Source organism: Synechococcus sp. LTW-R, assembly GCF_014217875.1.
Lineage (GTDB): Bacteria > Cyanobacteriota > Cyanobacteriia > PCC-6307 > Cyanobiaceae > Vulcanococcus.
This window is the reverse complement of sequence record NZ_CP059060.1, coordinates 2,045,047-2,063,230: the sequence shown is the minus strand read 5'-3', so window position 1 is coordinate 2,063,230 and position 18,184 is coordinate 2,045,047. Positions and strand designations below refer to the sequence as shown.

Annotated in this window: 14 protein-coding genes; 6 read left to right on the top strand and 8 right to left on the bottom strand. The window is 55.0% G+C overall.

Annotated features, from left to right (window positions below):
* Nucleotides 1–100: 100 nt before the first annotated feature.
* Nucleotides 101–2,818: an ATP-dependent Clp protease ATP-binding subunit gene (locus H0O22_RS11385; protein ID WP_185186757.1), complete on the bottom strand. Its 2,718-nt coding sequence runs from the start codon at nt 2,816–2,818 to the stop codon at nt 101–103.
* Nucleotides 2,808–3,209, bottom strand: coding sequence for a lactoylglutathione lyase (gene gloA, locus H0O22_RS11380; RefSeq protein ID WP_185186756.1), 402 nt, complete (start codon nt 3,207–3,209; stop codon nt 2,808–2,810). Before gloA ends, H0O22_RS11385 begins: the two co-directional genes overlap by 11 nt.
* A gap of 124 nt (nt 3,210–3,333) precedes the next feature.
* On the opposite strand from gloA, the gene eno reads away from it, so the two are divergent.
* Nucleotides 3,334–4,626 (top strand): phosphopyruvate hydratase, encoded by a 1,293-nt coding sequence (gene eno, locus H0O22_RS11375; protein WP_185186755.1) that lies wholly within the window; start codon nt 3,334–3,336, stop codon nt 4,624–4,626.
* Nucleotides 4,627–4,690: 64 nt separating this feature from the next.
* Here the strand turns inward: eno and H0O22_RS11370 are convergent, their stop codons facing one another.
* Genes H0O22_RS11370 through H0O22_RS11360 form a run of 3 tightly spaced genes read right to left on the bottom strand, consistent with a single transcriptional unit; the run spans nt 4,691 to nt 7,269 of the window.
* Nucleotides 4,691–6,358 (bottom strand): AarF/ABC1/UbiB kinase family protein, encoded by a 1,668-nt coding sequence (locus H0O22_RS11370; RefSeq protein ID WP_185186754.1) that lies wholly within the window; start codon nt 6,356–6,358, stop codon nt 4,691–4,693.
* The gene (locus H0O22_RS11365; RefSeq protein WP_185186753.1) at nt 6,358–6,672 is read right to left on the bottom strand and encodes a hypothetical protein; all 315 of its coding nucleotides are present in this window, start codon (nt 6,670–6,672) and stop codon (nt 6,358–6,360) included. The genes H0O22_RS11370 and H0O22_RS11365 overlap by 1 nt, the downstream gene beginning before the upstream one ends.
* A gap of 42 nt (nt 6,673–6,714) precedes the next feature.
* The gene (locus H0O22_RS11360; RefSeq protein ID WP_185186752.1) at nt 6,715–7,269 is read right to left on the bottom strand and encodes a hypothetical protein; all 555 of its coding nucleotides are present in this window, start codon (nt 7,267–7,269) and stop codon (nt 6,715–6,717) included.
* 209 nt (nt 7,270–7,478) lie between these two features.
* On the opposite strand from H0O22_RS11360, the gene H0O22_RS11355 reads away from it, so the two are divergent.
* Nucleotides 7,479–8,927, top strand: coding sequence for a site-specific integrase (locus tag H0O22_RS11355; RefSeq protein WP_185186751.1), 1,449 nt, complete (start codon nt 7,479–7,481; stop codon nt 8,925–8,927).
* A 64-nt stretch (nt 8,928–8,991) separates the two neighbouring features.
* Here the strand turns inward: H0O22_RS11355 and H0O22_RS11350 are convergent, their stop codons facing one another.
* The 3 genes from H0O22_RS11350 to H0O22_RS11340 all read right to left on the bottom strand — a co-directional run bounded on the left by H0O22_RS11350 (nt 8,992) and on the right by H0O22_RS11340 (nt 11,423).
* Nucleotides 8,992–9,687 (bottom strand): hypothetical protein, encoded by a 696-nt coding sequence (locus tag H0O22_RS11350; protein ID WP_185186750.1) that lies wholly within the window; start codon nt 9,685–9,687, stop codon nt 8,992–8,994.
* Between the two features lie 777 nt (nt 9,688–10,464).
* Nucleotides 10,465–11,013 carry a hypothetical protein gene (locus H0O22_RS11345; protein WP_185186749.1) on the bottom strand — a complete coding sequence of 183 codons (549 nt, stop codon included), beginning with the start codon at nt 11,011–11,013 and terminating at the stop codon, nt 10,465–10,467.
* Nucleotides 11,014–11,174: 161 nt separating this feature from the next.
* Nucleotides 11,175–11,423, bottom strand: a complete 249-nt coding sequence (locus H0O22_RS11340; RefSeq protein WP_185186748.1) for a DUF1651 domain-containing protein — start codon at nt 11,421–11,423, stop codon at nt 11,175–11,177.
* 330 nt (nt 11,424–11,753) lie between these two features.
* On the opposite strand from H0O22_RS11340, the gene H0O22_RS11335 reads away from it, so the two are divergent.
* From H0O22_RS11335 to H0O22_RS11320, 4 genes are all read left to right on the top strand, one after another.
* A complete protein-coding gene (locus tag H0O22_RS11335) occupies nt 11,754–12,116 on the top strand; it encodes a hypothetical protein (RefSeq protein WP_185186747.1) in 363 nt (120 codons plus the stop codon).
* Between the two features lie 67 nt (nt 12,117–12,183).
* Complete coding sequence (locus H0O22_RS11330) at nt 12,184–12,759, top strand: hypothetical protein (RefSeq protein WP_185186746.1); 576 nt, start codon at nt 12,184–12,186, stop codon at nt 12,757–12,759.
* A gap of 1,765 nt (nt 12,760–14,524) precedes the next feature.
* Nucleotides 14,525–16,621 carry a DNA-directed RNA polymerase gene (locus H0O22_RS11325; protein WP_185186745.1) on the top strand — a complete coding sequence of 699 codons (2,097 nt, stop codon included), beginning with the start codon at nt 14,525–14,527 and terminating at the stop codon, nt 16,619–16,621.
* Nucleotides 16,622–17,974: 1,353 nt separating this feature from the next.
* Nucleotides 17,975–18,124, top strand: coding sequence for a hypothetical protein (locus tag H0O22_RS11320; RefSeq protein WP_185186744.1), 150 nt, complete (start codon nt 17,975–17,977; stop codon nt 18,122–18,124).
* The last annotated feature ends 60 nt before the right edge of the window (nt 18,125–18,184 follow it).

The following is an 18,184-nucleotide window of genomic DNA, read 5'->3' as shown; positions in this document are numbered from 1 at the left end:
GCCAAGCCTCATGGGCAGAGCATGAAGCCTGCTGAGCCTTCAGCGGGCCGCGCGGCGTGATGAGCCCACGCGCCGGCAAACAAACACACTAACGGATGTCCTACTCAGGGCCTGCGATCGGTTTGAAGCAAAGCGATTGCCCGCCCTCGCCCAGGCTGACCTGAACGGCGGCCGCCCCCAGGAAGCGCTCCTCGAGCAACTCCGTCGCCAAGGGGTTCTCGATCTGACGCCGCAGCAGCCGGCGCAGGGGGCGGGCCCCGTATTCCGGCTCGTAGCCCTGTTCCGCCAGCCAAGCCACGACCGGCTCGTCCACCTGCAGAGCCAGGCCCTGCTCCTGGAGCAACTGGGCCAACTCCAGCACTTGCAGACGCACGATCCGCTGCAGGTCGGCCGGACCCAAGGGCTGGAAGCGGATGACTTCATCAATCCGGTTGAGGAATTCCGGCCGGAACTGACTGGCGAGGGCGCGCTCCACCTGCTCTGCCAAGGCCGCCGCATCCGCCTGGCCGCGGGCGGCGTCCAGGATCGCCCGGCTGGCCAGGTTGCTGGTCATCACCACCACGGTGTGGCGGAAGTCGACCGTGCGGCCCTGGGAATCGGTCAGGCGGCCGTCATCGAGCACCTGCAGCAGAACGTTGAAGACATCCGGGTGCGCCTTCTCCACCTCATCGAGCAGCAGAACCGCGTAGGGACGCCGGCGCACCGCCTCGGTGAGCTGGCCACCTTCCTCGTAGCCGACATACCCCGGAGGTGCTCCGAGCAGCCGGGCCACGGCATTCCGCTCCATGAACTCGCTCATGTCCAGGCGCACCAGGGCTTCTTCCTCATCGAAGAGGGACGCCGCCAGGGCCTTCGCGAGTTCGGTCTTGCCCACACCGGTGGGGCCGAGGAAGAGGAAGGAACCCACGGGACGGCGGGGATCCTTCATGCCGGCGCGGGCGCGACGGATCGCCGCGGCCACCGCCCCCACGGGCTCTCCTTGACCGATCACCCGCTCCGCCAGGCGCTGCTCGAGCTCCAGCAGCTTCTGGCGCTCACCCGCCATCAGGCGCTGCACCGGAATCCCGGTCCAGCGGGCCACCACATCGGCAATATCCCCCTCTTCCACCTGTTCCCGCAGCAGGGACTGTCCGCTCTGCTGACTCGCCTGCAGTTGCTCCTCCAATTCGTTGCGGCGCTGCTGCACGCCATGAAGTTGGTCGTATTGCAGACGGGCCGCCTCCTCAAGATCGCCATCCCGTTCGGCCTCGGCGATCTGCAGGCGTAGGGCCTCGTCATCGGCGAGGAGCTGACGCAGCTCCGCCAACTGCTCGCGCTCCGCGGACCAGCGCTCCTGCAGGGACTGCAGCCCCTCGCTCACCTGGCGGCGCTGTTGCTGCAACACCACCCGCTCGGCTTCCGGGGCGCTCTCCGCGGAGAGCAGGGCCAACTCCACCCGGCGCAGGTCACTCTCGGCCTCCTCCACCAGACGCGGCTTGGAGGTGACCTCCATCCGCAACTGGGCAGCGGCCTCATCGATGAGGTCGATGGCGGAATCCGGCAGGCAGCGATCGGAGATGTAGCGATCCGCGAGGCGGGCCGAGGCCACGACAGCACCATCGGTAATCGCCACCCCGTGGTGGAGCTCGTAGCGCTCCTTCAGCCCCCGCAGGATCAGGGTGCTCTCCTCCAGGCTCGGCTCCTTGATCAGGACCTGCTGGAAGCGCCGGTTGAGCGCAGGGTCCTTCTCAACGGTGCGGCTGTACTCCTCAGGGGTCGTGGCGCCGATGCAACGCAGGTCACCCCTGGCCAGCGCCGGCTTGAGGATGCTGCCGGCGTCGCTGTTGGAGCGCTCGGGCCCCACGACGTTGTGGAGCTCATCGATGAACAGGATCACGCCGCCCGCTTCGGCGCCCTCGGCCTCGCGCACCTCCTTGAGCACGCTGCGCAGGCGCTCTTCAAATTGCCCGCGGAACTTGGCACCGGCGATCAGGGCCCCCAGATCCAGGGAGACCAGACGCTGCCCCTTGAGGGCATCCGGCACTTCACCGGCCACGATCCGCTGGGCCAGCAGCTCGGCGATGGCGGTCTTGCCCACGCCGGGCTCACCGATCAGGACCGGGTTGTTCTTGCCCCGGCGGGAGAGCACCTGCATCAGGCGCCGGATTTCGGTGTCGCGGCCAATCACCGGATCGAGATCACCCGCCCGGGCGGCCGCGGTGAGATCTCGGCCGAACTGCTCGAGGGCCGTCGGCTCCTGTTCCAGCTTGAGGCCGTTCTCAGGGGCAGCGGGTTCGCTCGGGGGGGTGCTGCGGACGGAGGGGCGCTGGGGAGCCGCGGGCTCCACGACCGGAGCCGGTGGAGCGCTCGGGGCTAGAGCCGGCCGGGGGCCGGCGCGACGCAGATCCTCAGGGGTCAGCCCCTGCTGTTGCAGGAGGGCGCCCGTGATGCGGCGGTCGTCCAGCAGGGCCGCCAAGAGATGGGGAACATCGATGAAGCGTGAGCCCCACTGGCCCCGCTGGCGGTCGGCCTCCTCCAGGAGCAGTTCCAGGTCTTCGCCAACGAAGAGATCCCTGGCGCTGCTGGTGGGTTGATCCGCACAGAAATCGTCCAGCTGGTCGAGCAGGCGGGAGGCATCGAGCGGCAGGGGATCCACCCAGGCGGCGTAGCGCTCGTCATTGAGCAGCACCTGCAGGAGGTGCTCCACGTTCATCTCGCCGTGACGCCAGCGCCTGGCCTGCTCCTGGCTGGCCAGCAGCAGGTCCCAAGCGGCATCGCTGAAGCGATCAGGAACCGTCGTGAGGCTGGCGGGGCCAGCGGCGTAGGAATCAGGCCGCATGGGCGCGTGAGCTCATCTCAATCAGTTCAACCTTGTAACCGTCAGGGTCCTCGACGAAGGCAATCACGGTGGTGCCGTTCTTCATCGGGCCCGGTTCGCGCACCACGTTGCCCCCCTTGGCGCGGATCTGGTCGCAGACCCCCACGATGTCGTCCACCCCCAGGGCGATGTGGCCATAGCCGCTACCGATGTCGTAGCTGCTGGTGTCCCAGTTGTGGGTGAGCTCGAGAACGGTGCTGTCGCTCTCCTCCCCGTAGCCCACAAAAGCCAGGGTGAAACGCCCCCCGGGATAGTCCTTGCGGCGCAGCAACCGCATCCCAAGAATCTCGGTGTAGAACGCGATCGAGCGCTCCAGGTCGCCGACCCGCAGCATGGTGTGGAGAAGGCGCATCTGGACCGTTCTTGACGGCCGCATTCTGACCAAAGTCAGCGGATTGGTGCCAACGGTCACCAAGGCCCCCGGCAGGGCGACCCATAAGATCCCTGCAAGGACCCATGTTGTGCGTTAGGCCGCTGTGATCGACACCCTCGACCTCGTCATCGACACCATCGTGGCCCGGGAGGTTCTCGATTCCCGTGGCACACCGACCGTGGAAGCCGAGGTGATGCTGGAGGGCGGAGCCAGTGGCCGCGCCATCGTTCCCAGCGGCGCCAGCACCGGTGCCCACGAAGCTTGCGAACTGCGGGACGGCGGTAGCCGCTACTGCGGCAAGGGTGTGCTGCAGGCCGTCAGCAACGTCGAAGAAAAGATTGCCCCTGCCCTCTGCGGCCTGAGTGCCCTGGACCAGGGCACCGTTGACGCCGCGATGCTCGAGCTCGACGGCAGCGACAACAAGAGCGCCCTGGGCGCCAACGCGCTCCTGGCCGTGAGCCTGGCCACCGCCCGCGCAGCCGCCAACGGCGTCGGCCTGCCCCTCTACCGCTATTTGGGCGGCCCGATGGCCAACCTGCTGCCGGTGCCGTTGATGAACGTGATCAACGGCGGCGCCCACGCAGCCAACAGCCTGGACTTCCAGGAATTCATGCTGGTGCCCCACGGCGCACCCACCTTCCGCGAAGCGCTGCGGATGGGCACCGAGGTGTTCCACACCCTCAAGGGCCTGCTCAAGGACAAAGGTCTGAGCACGGCCGTGGGTGACGAAGGCGGCTTTGCCCCGGACCTGGGCAACATCGAAGCCGGCGATCTGCTGGTGCAGGCGATCGAGAAAGCCGGCTACCGCCCCGGTGATCAGATCTCCCTGGCCCTGGACGTGGCCAGCACCGAGTTCTTCAAGGACGGCCGCTATGCCTTCGATGGCGGCAACTACACCAGCGCTGAGATGGTCGACCAGCTGGCCGCTCTGGTGAACCGCTTCCCGATCACCTCGATCGAAGACGGCGTCGCGGAAGACGACTGGGAGGGCTGGGCCCTGCTGACCGAGAAGCTCGGCAAGACCGTTCAGCTGGTGGGTGACGACCTGTTCGTGACCAACAGCGCCCGTCTGCAGCGCGGCATCGACCTGGGCGTGGCCAACTCGATCCTGATCAAGGTCAACCAGATCGGCACCCTGACCGAGACCCTCCAGGCCATCGACCTGGCCGGCCGCGCTGGATACACCAGCGTGATCTCCCACCGCTCTGGTGAGACCGAAGACACCACCATTGCCGACCTGTCGGTGGCCACCCGCGCTGGCCAAATCAAGACCGGTTCCCTGAGCCGCAGCGAGCGGGTCGCCAAGTACAACCAACTCCTGCGCATCGAAGACGAACTGGGCAGCCAGGCCATCTACGCCGGTGCCGAGGACCGCGGCCCCCGCGGCAAGGCCTGAGCCTGAGCCCTGAAACAACAACAATCCCGGGGCCACGGTCCCGGGATTTTTTTATGGGCATCGCTCAGGAATGGCCGAGCTTGTCGATGCGGGCATCGCGCTTCAGGCGGGCCTGCAGCTTCAACCAGCTCAGACCCACCGGAACACCGGCGACAACAGGGATGACAGTCAATGCCGGCTTAGCGCTGGCCGCGAGCAGCGCGGCCGCGATGGTGAGGGCGCCCAGCAGCACGGATTGCCCCGCGCTCTGCTGACTCAGGGCCAGACGGCGCAGCAAACGATCGGTCTCACCGGCGCGAATCTGGACCTGGAGGTCACCCTGCTCGATCCGGCTGAGGCTGTCCTCCAGACGCTGGGGCAATCCCAGAGCACGGCTCCCGACTTCGACAGCCTGACGCCCCAACTGATTGAAGAGATCGTTGGGTCCGTTGCCACTGGCGGTCATGAGCGGAAGCAGATAGGGACGGGCGATGACCACGAGGCTAAAGCTGGGATCCAGGCTGCGGCCGACCCCCTCGAAAGTGGAGAGGGCCCGCATCACGAAGATCAGCTCAGGAGGCAGACGGAAAGACTGCCCATAAACCAAGTCGTAGAGATCGCCGGAGAGTTTGTCGAGGATGTTGGGGGAAAACGGCGGCGTCAGAGCCTCAGCGAGCATCACGCGCACCAGGCGGCGCACCGGGCCCGGATCAATGTCGGTGGCGATGACGCCGGCGGCCTGGAGTTCACGCACGAGGCTCGACGCATCCCGAGCGGCGGCAGCGGTCACCATCCGACCCAGACGACTCCGAAGCCGCTGAGACAAGGTACCGACCATGCCGAAGTCGTAGTAAATGAGCGCGCCATCGCGGGCCACGGCCAGGTTTCCCGGGTGGGGGTCGGCATGGAAGAAGCCAAAGCGCACCAGCTGCTGCAGGTAGCTGGCTGCGCCTTTTTCGGCGACCGCTGAGGGATCGATGCCGGCCTCAATCAGGGCCTGGCGGTCGTTGATCTTGATCCCGGGGACGTAGTCGAGGCAGAGCACCCGGCGGGTGGTGAGTTCCCAGACGACCGCTGGGATTCGAATGCCGGGATCATCCAGAAATTGCTGACGGAAACGTGCGGCATGTTCGGCCTCCAGGCGGAAATCGAGCTCCCGCAGCAGCACACGTCGACATTCCTGAGCGATGGAGACCCAATCGCGTCCCACACCCCACTGGGGATGGCGCTGCAGCACCGCGGCCACCTGTTGCATGACCTCGAGGTCCAGGCGAAAGAGACGCTCGAGGCCAGGCCGTTGGATCTTGAAGACCACCTGCCGGCCACTGCGGAGGCTCGCGCGATGCACCTGGGCCAGGCTGGCGGCGCCGAGGGGCTGCTCTTCGATGTCGATGATCTCGGCACAACGCTCACCGAGCTCCTGCTCCAGCAGGGACTGGGCCGTGTCAAAGGAGAAGGCCGGGACGCTGTCTTGAAGGCTGGAGAGTTCCGCGACCCAGCTGGCCGGCAACACATCCGGCCTGGCCGAAAGCAGCTGGCCCAGCTTGATGAAGGCCGACCCCAACGCGAGCAACTGGTCCGTCAGCCAGCGGGCACGCCGCCGCTGCCGCCGCTCTTGCCGCTCCTGGGTGATACCGCCGGGATAACTCCAGGCCTGGGCGTCCCACCAAAGAACGAGCAGGAGCTGAAGTACGGCAGACCAGATCCGCAGGGAGCGAAGCGCGCTCGCCAGTGCCGGTCTAAGGCGGCGCATCAAGCCGGCTCCTCGAGACGGCGGGCCAGGCGCGTGACCTGGGCGCGGAGTTGATCGATCTGTTGCTGGGGATCCAGCGGTGGGGAAGACGAGGCCATGCCGGTCTCCGCCGCAGGCACCTCCTGCTCGCCGTGCTCGAGCCGTTCGGCTTCGAGCTCCACCTCTTCCTTAAAGAGGTCCCACTCCTGGCGCAAACGGTCGGGGGCGTCTTGGGCCAAGACCGCAAGGCCAGCGGCGGCATCCGCCAGACCGCTGCCGAGGCGGGCGCTCAGACGATTAAGGGCCGCCTGAACCAGGGTCTGAGGCTCACGCATGGCCGGCCGCTCGAGAGTCGCCCAAATCGTGGCAGATCGGAGCTACTGAAGGGGAGGCAAATCCAAGAGAGGAACCGAGGGCTGCGGGGCCGGTCGTGCGGGCTGCGGCCTTGGTGCAGGGGCCTGGACTTGGGGCTTCGGCGCCTCGAGGGCTGGCTTGGGTTGGGGCTTCGGCGCAACCGGTGGCTCTTCGGCTTGGTTGGTTGCTGGCTGGGCGGGTTGAGCGGGCTTCGCTGGAGCGGCCTTGGCGGCGGCTTCACGCTCGGCTTTGGCCTCGGCCTCCGCCTTGGCCTTCTCAAGCGCATCGGCTTGCTCCTGGGCCTTGCGCCACAGCTCCAATTGCTGGGGATCGAGATCGGACCGCAGTTCCGACGGCTGCTCGCCGTAACGCAGACGCATGTCCTTGAGGCTCACCCCAGGGGTCTGCTTCTGCTCAAAACGAGGACTCAGGCGAATGACATCGCCCAGGTTGATGGCGCTCAAGCGCTGGGTGATCCCGTAGGCCAGAGAGAAGCTGACCCCAGCCACCAAGGGGCCCATCCAGATCCGGGGGAGGCCACTCGGAGCCGGCTTCTGGGGTGCTCCGGCCTTGGCCATCTCAGCAGGGACGTTGGTGGCTGATGGTAGGCCTGCTCTTAGGTCGTGTAATCGGCGTTGATGGATACGTAGATGGGTGGCATGATCAAAACCCTTGCTACGACTGGTTAGCACTCAGTGAGCACTGGTGTTACCCTGGTGTTACCCAGAACAGTCATCGCGTAAAAACGCTGTCGTGATGGTGCTGGCGTTACCGAAGCGTTACCCAAATGCCTGCCGCAGCACTGCGGAAAACGCCGAACGTCCTTGACAGGAAGGACATTCCTACAGATCCCTATTCCTACGTCTATCGGCGTGGAGACAAGGGTGGAAGGTGGCATCTGTATTTCTACGATCGTTTTGCCGGTTCAAGGCATAGGTTTGCGCTTAAGGATCAGAACGGCGTAGCACCAGAGCCAATTAGTGAAACCCAAGAGCAAGCCTGGATGCTTGGGTTAGCTATGTACATGGAACTAAAGGCTAAGGCTGATAGGGGTGAAGCAATACGCTCACTTGGATTCGGAAATATGTGCAAAGAGTTCCTATCCAAAGAAAAGAAAAAGATAAGTTCTATTCCACACCAAGGCATCTCTCCCGCCAGGTATCGCCTACTTGAAACTCAATTGCGCTGGGTGCGAGATTATGTCGGCGATGACAAAAAAGTCATCCATAAGTTCAGACGCACTGCATTCTTGAACTACGAGACGTGGAGGAAAGAAAGAGCACTGGAGTTCAAGAAAAAGGTTCCAGTACAAACAACCATTCTCCAAGAGATGTCGACCCTCAAGCGCGCCTTTGAGGAAGTAGGCGTGTCTCAAGGCTATATATCTAGGGATAGCGTCCCACAGATACCAAGCATCAAACTGCCGAAGGACAAGAAGCACCGCAGAGATGACCTTACAGAACGTGAGTGGCTAGAACTAGAGCGAGCCTCACGCCTCTACTGGATCAACGGGCTAGAGAGGAAGTTAGACAGTGATGGTGAGCCTTTAAAGAAAGGATCCTCCTATGTCACAAAGAAAAAAGTGACTGACAAAGGTGCACGCGGAGCGAACCAACTTATCCACCGGAAACTTCTTTACTACGCAATGAGGATCATGATGGATACGGGTATAAGACCCGGTTCATTATGGAAGGTGCAGTGGAAACACATATCAGAAAACACTTCCATACCGAAGGGAGAACGTAAGACGTGGATCATCATCGAAGTACCACCTGAGAACACAAAGACTGGCAGGTACTACAGAATCTCGGCACCTATTGCTGCTCATCTAGAGCAGATTCGAGAAGTCACCAAGCACAGCAAAAAAGACGATTACATCTTTTGCAATCAACGTGATGGAAGAATGTTTAGTGAACGGATCAAAAGAGATGGTTTCTGTGAAGCACTCGTCGAAGCACGACTTGCCGACTGGAGCGAAAACGATTCAAACAGCTGCCGCAAGGTAGACATGAAGTCTGGAAAGAACATCACGTGGTATTCGTTCCGCCATACTCACATCACGATGCGCTTAAAGGCAGGAACACCTCTACCTGTACTCGCCGCAAATACAGACACGAGCATGCAGTACATCGAAGATCATTACTTCCATTACCGTGCTGATGAGGCAACTGAGATTCTCGGAAAGGGAAGGAAGTCACTAAAGAAAGCAGATGAGCACCTTAAATGGACAACGTAATCAAAGAGCACAAATAAGAAAACACCTACTCATGGCTGGCCGGAAGCATATTCTTAGCGTTAAGTTAGTTCTTGATGGCTGGATACACAATCTGCTCAAGAACTTGTCGTGAGGGTTCAGTCCTGCATTTACTTCCGAAGTGAGGCGATAGTTCAATTATGGCTGATCTCACTTTGGGTTCATTTGTCCAGTCCAGGAGATATATAAGGTCCTTCTCTAGCATTGTTCGCTGAAAATGTGCTAATGCCAGTTCACGTGAGGCAAGTCCCTGAGACATAAGACATCGTGTAGCCGCTGCCAATACGAGAGCCTCACCTTTTTCCTTGAGTGCTTCTTTCGATTGGTATCGAGTCTTTCTTACTGGAGGTGATGGGTCAGGCTGTACAGGACTCTTATACGTATTTGAACTTGCTGTTGAAGGCATGCTGGATTCATTTGAGCTGGCTATACGTGGTCTTCGTAGGGATTTCTCTACCGCTGTGCCTTGGCAAATATCGACGTTGTACCAGCCAATTGTTGAGGTATGAGTGGTGTGGTGATTCTCAAAGGCTTTTACTGTGATCTTGCAAGGCTCGCCTGATTCCGGGTAAAAGAGATAACCAATTCTGAATCCAGGATTTTGCTTAATGAGTTCTCCGAGACGTGGAACCTCCTGTTTCAAAATCTTCAAAGCCTTAGAATTATTAGCTTCTGATGCAGATACATTCAAAGGAAGAAGAGCTGAAAGAGCCAAGAATGATATCGAAAGGGCGGTTTTCATGTGAACTAGGATTAGTACTTTACTGTAAACCTGCTCGAGTAGCGTGCGCTGCGGAATGGATGCGATCGAGCTTCTGGGAATGATTCTAGGTAGCTTTTGTATGAATAGCTGCTCTCATTAAGGAAGATTGTCTTGCCTGTTCTGGTGCACTTACTTCCGACTAGATAGCGGAAATTGGAAGTACTTAGGTTTGCAAGGTATCTTCTTCGAAATGGTGCACAGACTTCAGCTCGTTTGTAGTTAGTTTTCTCCAAGGCAAACAAGTAATCAGATTTAGAATTCTCTCTCTTGAGGCGGTAAATAAGGTTCTGATAGTCATCTCTCTTTTTAGCGGTCGCCTTGACTTCCTTTGAGATGCTTTTCTTGCACTCTTTCATCAAGAACTTACGTGCACTTTCCGTTCTCGCCTGGATCGTTTGACGCTGACACTGCTCATTGATTACTTCATTTGCGTCACTATCACCGAGGACTTCGATCAAGCCACGTCTAATAATTGAAGTCCAAGGACCAGCATGCGCTGCACTTGAACTCAAAAGCATGAGTACTAGTAGTGACAGCCTCATAGAGGTCCATCTCGCTTAATACAATCCCATGCTAGCAGTCATGAATCTATTCACAATCATTATCTAGATTCATCGCAGACAAGATACTCGACCTGCGCATTGAGATCGAGTCCACTCTATAGCGCGAGCTTGTGGAGAGAGGATAGGCAGCAAAGATGCAAGTATGAGGAAGTAACTGATGGCTGAGTTTCTCTTTATTTTGACTCGCCATTGTTTAAAGCGAACATATATCTTCAATCTTCTCTACAGGCAATGCCCCGTAGCCATCAACCATGCTGAGAAACTTGCCTGCATAGTGATACTCTCTCATCTTTTCGCCAACACCATAGTAATGATGGAGTGAGTACTCCTTCCAGTCTGGAACACCCCACTGGCGAAGGACTTCAACTCCTGATGCGACTTCAACCATGCGTGTCTTCCATTTCTGCTCGTATTCATTATGGCTATAGTCATTCGCCTCATCTTCTGTAAACTCCCCAGATAAGGCCTTTCGCAAGGCGATCCTATTAATGACTGCATATCGTTTAGATGCTCTCTCAGAGGCTCTTTTGTCAACCTCATACCTTCGACAAGCTTCATCAATGTCTTTGGTAAACCTAATCGTTGCATAAGGTTTAGCTCTGTCGCTAGGAGGGTATTTAAATTGTTTCCAATCGGTCGGCCACTCTTTTGCCGCACCCCAAAACGCTTCCGCAGCTCCTCCGCTGCATACAATTATTGGAGTCAGGAGGAGAATCGATAGAGGTCTTAGAGTTATACGCATGAAAGATCTATTGGTGAGTTACGGCATTCATGCATCTTAATGCCTATCGATACTGCACTTCCACTGTTCCATAAACCTGACTTAATTAAGCTGTATTACGTAGGCACATGGACGTCACAGCCCCCAGGGGGGGGTGTTTACACCTGATGCTGAGCAGACGGCTACACCTCCTGATCGGCTCCCCAAAGCGCCTCTACGGGCTTCCAGCCGACCTTGAGTAGATCGTTCCAGAGAGTGACCGCAACGTCCCTATGAAGATGCACACGGGTCTTCAGGAGTGGAGGCTCGCCCGGAATCGGAACGCCTGTGTCCACAAAGACCATGGGGTCTTGTGACCAGCTCTTCTCATCGCGGTGGAAGCGCTTGGCCTGCTTGGTAGCTGGATCCTGAATAAAACCCTCAGCACCCATCGCTACTACTAGTACGCACGTACCAAGGATAAGCGGCCGAGCCGGTTGTGGTGGGAGCTTGAGGTTTTCGTGGTCAGGGGTGGCCCTAAAAAGCTAGATAGCAGCACTAGATAGCGCCTTATCCAGGCTTCAGCGAGAACGCTTGTCACAACTGGGCTTGGCGATCACATGGACGAATTGAGTCCACGACTGGCATACGAGCGCTGCAGTCGATCGATATCGCCGTCAGACACCCTGAAAGCTTTGCTGCGATGCAGGACGCGATTGCCTGGCTTTCTAGGCTGGGACTGGGTTTTCAGTGCATCAGGCGGCCTTCCGGTCGCCTTTTCTGTGGACCTGAGCGACCAGCGCAGCCACTATTGGCAAATGAAGCGATTGAGACTGCTGGCATTCGTTTTTGTGGCGGCTGCACCACTGCCAGCAGGTGCGTGGCCGTGGAGTAAATACGGATCTCAGCTAGAAGCACAACGCGCCTGTAAACGCTGGATGGGGGATGGCAGTCCTTCTTATAACTGGCTTTCAGACAGTAAATTCAAGCAGCCTTCAAAGGTGAAATTCGTCAGCCGCTGCATTCTCGAACAAAGCACGAGTCAATACTTAGGGATTACTTACGAAAGCCTTGTCTATCCCTCTGATATCAAAAACTACACGCCTAGAACCGAAGGAAAGGTTTGGCGCCACTTCCGCTTTTAATCTCAAGCAAATGAGAACTGCATTACTGTTTCTAGCCTTATTAGCCTCAGGCTCTCCTTCTCCTGCTGTGGCTGGAATCCTGGATCGTCATTCCGCAGCATGGGGGAATCATGGTGATGAATGCCCTCGTGGGTTCACAAAGTTATACGCCGCTAACCACCCCGAATATCCATTCTATGGAGCAGGCAAAGAAACAATTCGAATACATGAACTGCAATGCTTAGATAATGACTCGGCAATTACCTATGGAGGCAACAAGAGAGTTCTCACGATAGAGCGAATTCTGTTCGAGTACATTGATAATCCGGTGGTCCAACAATACTATGCTTATTGGCATCAGGCTAATTGTACTGCTGGGACGTACGACATAGAGTCTTTTTATGATGTTGGAAACGGTTACCTGAATAAATATCCTCTTCCTGGGGCTGAAGAATCTAGTTACAAAGCGGTCACCAAGTTATCGAGTTGGTTTGTGGATTCTGCCAGCCCTTATGAGCCTAACTTTAAGATGGTTATGATTTCAAACATCACGCCAGTAATTAAGTATCTTTGCCCAAGTATTGGCTCAGTTGACTCGTCGTTCAAGCTGCAAGGGGGCTACCCAGCTGAACACGGTGGTCGACCTGCATATATCCGTCGCTAGTGATGTCATTGGGTCCTTCATTGAGCAAGAATTTTCTGATTGTTGCGTCGCTCTTAGCAGTCGCGGTTATCGCGCCGGGTCCGGCATTCTCGCAATCCCTTACAAACTTGCAGCGGCAAAGAGCTCAAGCTGTGGGGATTGGTGCGGCTGCGCGCTGCCTCGTTCGCATAGGGCGCTTAACATCGGCTCAAGCACGGGTGCTGGTTTTGCGAGAGCTGAATAAAAAGGGACTAAACACAACCAAAGACTGGTTGATGACGCCTAACGCTAATGAGGTAATTGTGAAGTTGAGTCCTTACTTTGGTGCTGACTGCAAGAGTCCACCAGATGCTGAGACTTTTGGCAGGATTGCTGTTCCGTATCTCTGAGTACTTGAATGCCGTTGCTTAGCAAAAAAGTAGCACTGCGCCATCTGGCGCCCATGAAGGACGGATTGGCACCCATCCGCTTCGTGCTCGGTAAACATCGCGAGTGCTGCATTTAATTATGTATTCAGTTGGGCCATACTTGGTTATCCATTGACTTGACTCTGGATCAAGTTGCTCTGTATTTGTGTAGCTTACATAAATTCGGTCTCCATGTCTTCTGTCAAGTCGAACCCATCTATGCCCGCACCCATTTTTTCCTCCTGAGTATGGAGACAACTGCCAGGAATTTCCAGCAGGCTTTCTTGGACTGATTGAGCGGCATAACTTTAGGCACTTTTTAATCCAGGGTTCGAAGACTGCATCAAGCTTTTTTTGCTGCTTTACCATGCGGTTATAGTCATTCCAGGAGGCTTTGACGCCATAGTATTGGTCTGCTTCATTCCGATATCGGCGTAGATTTACGCATGTAGATACATTCGCTGGTGGAAGTTGGTAGTCGTTGATTTGAGCGCTGGCAGGAATAAAAAGAGTTGACAGAGTTGAGAGTCCGCAAAAGGCGGTGGCAGCGGCTAGTCGTTTCATTCGTTAGTACCTCTCGTTATGTTTTGGTCGCGGCTATAGATGTACTGGAGCACGGGCTTGCCGCTGAACCATGAACCCATCTTGAGCATTCGGTGGTCCGTAGGCAACTGATTCTTGTCACCCGCCGTCACCCATGCAGGTGCTCCCTCTGGAGCAGAATGAGCTTGTCAGTGTTTTCGCTTACCTTAGACAGTGCTCCCAAAGCACCCGCACTACCAGTCCGCCTGATAAACACCTTCAAATATCGTCATACCTCCTTAATCCCTTCCCTATACACAGAGAAACGCTCACTTGAACCGCGGATAACACCAAGTTCTAGTAGCACGTGTAAACAACTCGACTTAAAAGACTCTCAGAGGCCTCTATAAGCGCCTGTAAGCACCCTTTGGGATGCTCTCGGCTGGATTTCCCTATATGCCACCTTTTGCGCGGCTTGCAGAGCCTTGCAGAGTCACTTATACGCATTAATCATGGTCACCCCAAACGAAATAGAACACGAACAGCATTTAATTACCAAGGGTCAAAAGCATCTCGCTGACGAGTTGCGGAAAGCAGAAAGTCTCAATTACTTCTCCAGTACTGAGCCAGGTCGCTACCTGATTCACACATACATATCGCTACTAAGCAAAACTCTAGAAAACAAGACAGCAGAAGCAGAAGCAAGACCGCGCAACTCTAATGCTCATAAAGCCAATCTCTGGATGCTCTGTGATCACATAAGGCAGATAATCAATCTTCTGTCGTCCAATAGTCTTGCGCTACTGACTATCAAGGCGATTGAGGATTCCTATGGCAGGGATAGAAATCGCCCAACGATGGCTGATCTTTCCCACACGCTAGGCGTCACTATCAAGGAGGAAGTAAGGGTTGCCTGGTACACAAAACAGGATGCCTTCATCGGTGAGAGACTTAGGAAGAGTGCTTCTATGCCAGGTTCGACTCCTAAGTACAGGCGTAAGCGTACGAAGCAAACCGCCAAGCGACTTGCATCGGAGCGCAAGTGCAAGGAGTTCGATGAATGGAACCATATGTTCACGTGCAGAGTCGGAGAGTATCTGCTTGAGGTTGCTTACTTCGCTGGAATAATCGAAACAAAGAATGTGAGAGATAGAAAGAAGGAAAAGAAGATTGTCAAACTAACGGAGGGATTTCACTCAATGTTGCTTACTTATGAGAAACGTGCATTTGAAACTGCTTATGAAACGCACCCATTAATTGACGTTCCCCTTGATTGGGAACAGTCTGATCAGCCAGGTAGATACAACAGAACTGGCGGTTACCACTTAGATCACCTGCGCCGTGGACAGCCTATGTGTCGTGGCAAAGGCATTCACGACTCAGTGTTTGGCGCTAAGTCTGCAGGGTTGCAGAACACGCTACAGCACACTGCATGGAGGATTGATTCAAGGGTTCTAGAAGTTGCTCAGGAACTAAGTAAGGGACATGAATCAATCGGCAAGTTCCTGGTTAACCCATACGAGAGACCTGCAAAGGGTACTGAAGATCCTCTTATTACTGAAAATCCAGAACGACTAAAGGAATGGAGATCTATCACTGCAGCACTTCATAGAGCATACGGCGAAGAAAATCGGAAATGTGTACGTACCAGAAAGTCATTACTCATGGCGGAAGAGTACAAACACAAGACCTTCTATTTGTCGTGGTGGGTTGACTGGCGTGGACGCTTCTACTCTCAACAGTCTTGGTTAGCGCCTGTTGGTGCTACTGACTTTGAAAAGTCCCTACTTAAGTTCCGTGATGGCTGCAATGTCACTCAGGAAGCCATGGACTGGATCTATGCTGCGATTGGTTCTGCATACCAAGGCACCAGGATCTCAAAGAGAGATCGGATTCTTTGGACTATCGATAACAAAGAACTCATTGAGAAGGTAGGTAGTAAGCCACTGGATACTGTTGAGATATGGAAGAAAGCCGATGAGCCTTGGACGTTCTTGCAACTGTGCTTGGAATGGTATGACGTAATCACCACCAGGAAAGAAAAGTTCTGGCGTGTTCCACTGCAGGTTGATTCGACTGCTAGTGGATTGCAAATACTCTCTGGGATGAGACGAGATCCTGTAGGGATGAAGAACACCAATCTTCTGGCTCCATCAACTCCTGACGCTCCACCAGAAGATGCATACATGGAGGTTCTTAGGAAAGCGGAAGCTCTTGCTATCAAGAAAGGTCAGCAGTACCTCATCAAGTACCTCAAGTTCAGATCAGTTGGTAAGCCAGTTGTGATGACTGCAATCTATGGAGCAAAGGAGTTTCGCTTCAAGGAAAGTATTGAAGACGCACTACTGAAAGCAGTGGAAGCAAATGATCTCCGTGAGGAAGAGTTGCCGACACAAGCTGTGTTGTGGGAACTTGCCGAACTTATCCACGGTGCTACCAAACAGGTATTCCCAGCAGCATTTCAAGCGTTGGAATGGCTACGAAAACTGGCTAAGACTGCACATGAACAAGGCTCACAATCACTTGTTTGGAAGACACCAACGAATGACACTATCCATTTGGTGAAGTACAACCACCATACGGAGGAAGTGCACACGACTTACAACGGAAAGATTGTCATTGGTGACTGGAATTCCAAGGATGTGAATAAGGCAAAGGAGGTTTCTTCATTCATACCTGCGGTCGTTCATAGTTATGACGCTGCACTACTGAAGGAGGCCTTCACGGATTGGCAGCATCCACTGAGCGTCATTCACGACTGCGTTCTTGTCCTACCCAAAGACATGGATAGAGCAATGCAGAGAATCCGAGAGGGTTTTGTTTCTATCGTTGATGGTGATCCACTAGCAAGACTTGCAGATGATCTAGGAGTAGATGCAGAGGCTCTCGCTCGCTTGAAGCAAGGTGATCAACCACTTGATTCAGTCTACGAGTCCAAATACATGTTTAACTAGCGACTTACATTGGTATAACTGCTCTCTGGCATAGAACCTCCCGGTATATGAAAGGACTACATTCGTAATCCGAGCTAGAGGCGAACTAGCATAAAAAGAAATGAGCTGATCTGAATGCCACTTGTGTGGAGTAGGAAAGGTTCGGTTTGGTTAAGCCTTGGGAGCAGTTCCATAACGTCTTGGAATACTGCTATGTCTTTCTAGCTGACTCGACGGAAAGACGGTATGACTGAAATTAACCCCAGCCTCGACACTGACTGTGGCGAGGACACTGGCTCTACATGATGAAATTACATCAGTACCAGGTATTAGTAGATTGTCATGACTCGACATGCATTAACTACCATCGTGATCCACGACTTGGATACTGATGAATTACATAACAAGCTTTAGCTGGTTAATGTATGTATTAAATACATGTATTGATTCAACAACCATCAAGTGATCTAAGAACTGGAGCATTACCAGTTGGTTGTCTAGCCGTAGGAGTGGTTACCTGCGGTGATCAGATGGGTGACTGATCGTTAACCATCAAGTCTTCGCTTGCTAGCGGAGACACATGCATAAAAAAAGTCCTCTCTTTCAGGGAGCGGCAAAGTACGGAAAATTCCTAGTGGATAGGAATGGAATGTCTGGTGACTATGTAATGGTTCGATTCCATTAGTTCCACTACCTGTAGAAGTCACTCTCCAGGAAACCAGTGAAGTCTGGTGATCCATTACTTAATGTGTAACGAGTGTCTGGTGACTCAATAGCGGTTCGATTCCGTTAACTCGTCTTGGGTTCGTGCCATCTGCCATGTGCGGATGGTTAACGAATAACCCATCTAAAAAATGAAAACCGCTAATCAAATTTATGTAGATAACAAAGCACTTACCCTAATCACCTGTTCTAACTGTGGAGCAGTAACCAAGGTGAATGGAACGCTTACCAATAAAAAGGTAGAACGAGCTCTAGAACGGAGTTGTCGGACTTGCAATCCTTCATCCAGGACATACAAAGAGTCATGGTGGAAACAGTTTGGTCTCGATAAAAACCCTTATGTCTATGGTCCTATGTCGTGGAAGAGGACAGGGGAAAAGTTCCGAATGGAAGAAGCTAGGCGTATGGGATGGATGGCATGGACTTGGCAGGATGAGTACAAGGAGGAACGTAAAGGTAGCCCTGTAAAATACCAGAAAAAATAAAATATTTTTCTCAAGGGGTATTACATAGGTACCAGTACGCAGTACCCCCCCGTGCCGGGGTGCTGTTTTCAGTACCCCCCTGAATGAGTCATTTATTACTTAAGGATTGGATTGGATTTAGTTCTCCAAAGACCTACATAACCTCGTCGAACTCTTCTGGCTCACCGTGCTGCTCAACCTGATTGCATTCGGTGCGTTCTGCGCCGTCTCTAGCAGCCAGGAAGGCACGCATACGCGCTTTCTATACCACCTCTCCCAACAGCTAGTCGTGCGCGCCTTACAGGCCCATCTGGAGGAGGTTCAGTTGAATTACTGAACGAAGACTTCAACGGACGGTGCCTGTCCAAAACAATCCTGGGTAAAGCGGAAGCCGAAA

Bases quoted from the DNA above. Each gene is read 5' to 3' on its own strand.
- H0O22_RS11385 (WP_185186757.1), bottom strand. From the start codon at position 2,818: ATGCGGCCTGATTCCTACGCCGCTGGCCCCGCCAGCCTCACGACGGTT.
- gloA (WP_185186756.1), bottom strand. From the start codon at position 3,209: ATGCGCCTTCTCCACACCATGCTGCGGGTCGGCGACCTGGAGCGCTCG.
- H0O22_RS11370 (WP_185186754.1), bottom strand. From the start codon at position 6,358: ATGCGCCGCCTTAGACCGGCACTGGCGAGCGCGCTTCGCTCCCTGCGG.
- H0O22_RS11365 (WP_185186753.1), bottom strand. From the start codon at position 6,672: ATGCGTGAGCCTCAGACCCTGGTTCAGGCGGCCCTTAATCGTCTGAGC.
- H0O22_RS11360 (WP_185186752.1), bottom strand. From the start codon at position 7,269: ATGGCCAAGGCCGGAGCACCCCAGAAGCCGGCTCCGAGTGGCCTCCCC.
- H0O22_RS11355 (WP_185186751.1), top strand. From the start codon at position 7,479: ATGCCTGCCGCAGCACTGCGGAAAACGCCGAACGTCCTTGACAGGAAG.
- H0O22_RS11350 (WP_185186750.1), bottom strand. From the start codon at position 9,687: ATGAAAACCGCCCTTTCGATATCATTCTTGGCTCTTTCAGCTCTTCTT.
- H0O22_RS11345 (WP_185186749.1), bottom strand. From the start codon at position 11,013: ATGCGTATAACTCTAAGACCTCTATCGATTCTCCTCCTGACTCCAATA.
- H0O22_RS11340 (WP_185186748.1), bottom strand. From the start codon at position 11,423: ATGGGTGCTGAGGGTTTTATTCAGGATCCAGCTACCAAGCAGGCCAAG.
- H0O22_RS11325 (WP_185186745.1), top strand. From the start codon at position 14,525: ATGGCTGATCTTTCCCACACGCTAGGCGTCACTATCAAGGAGGAAGTA.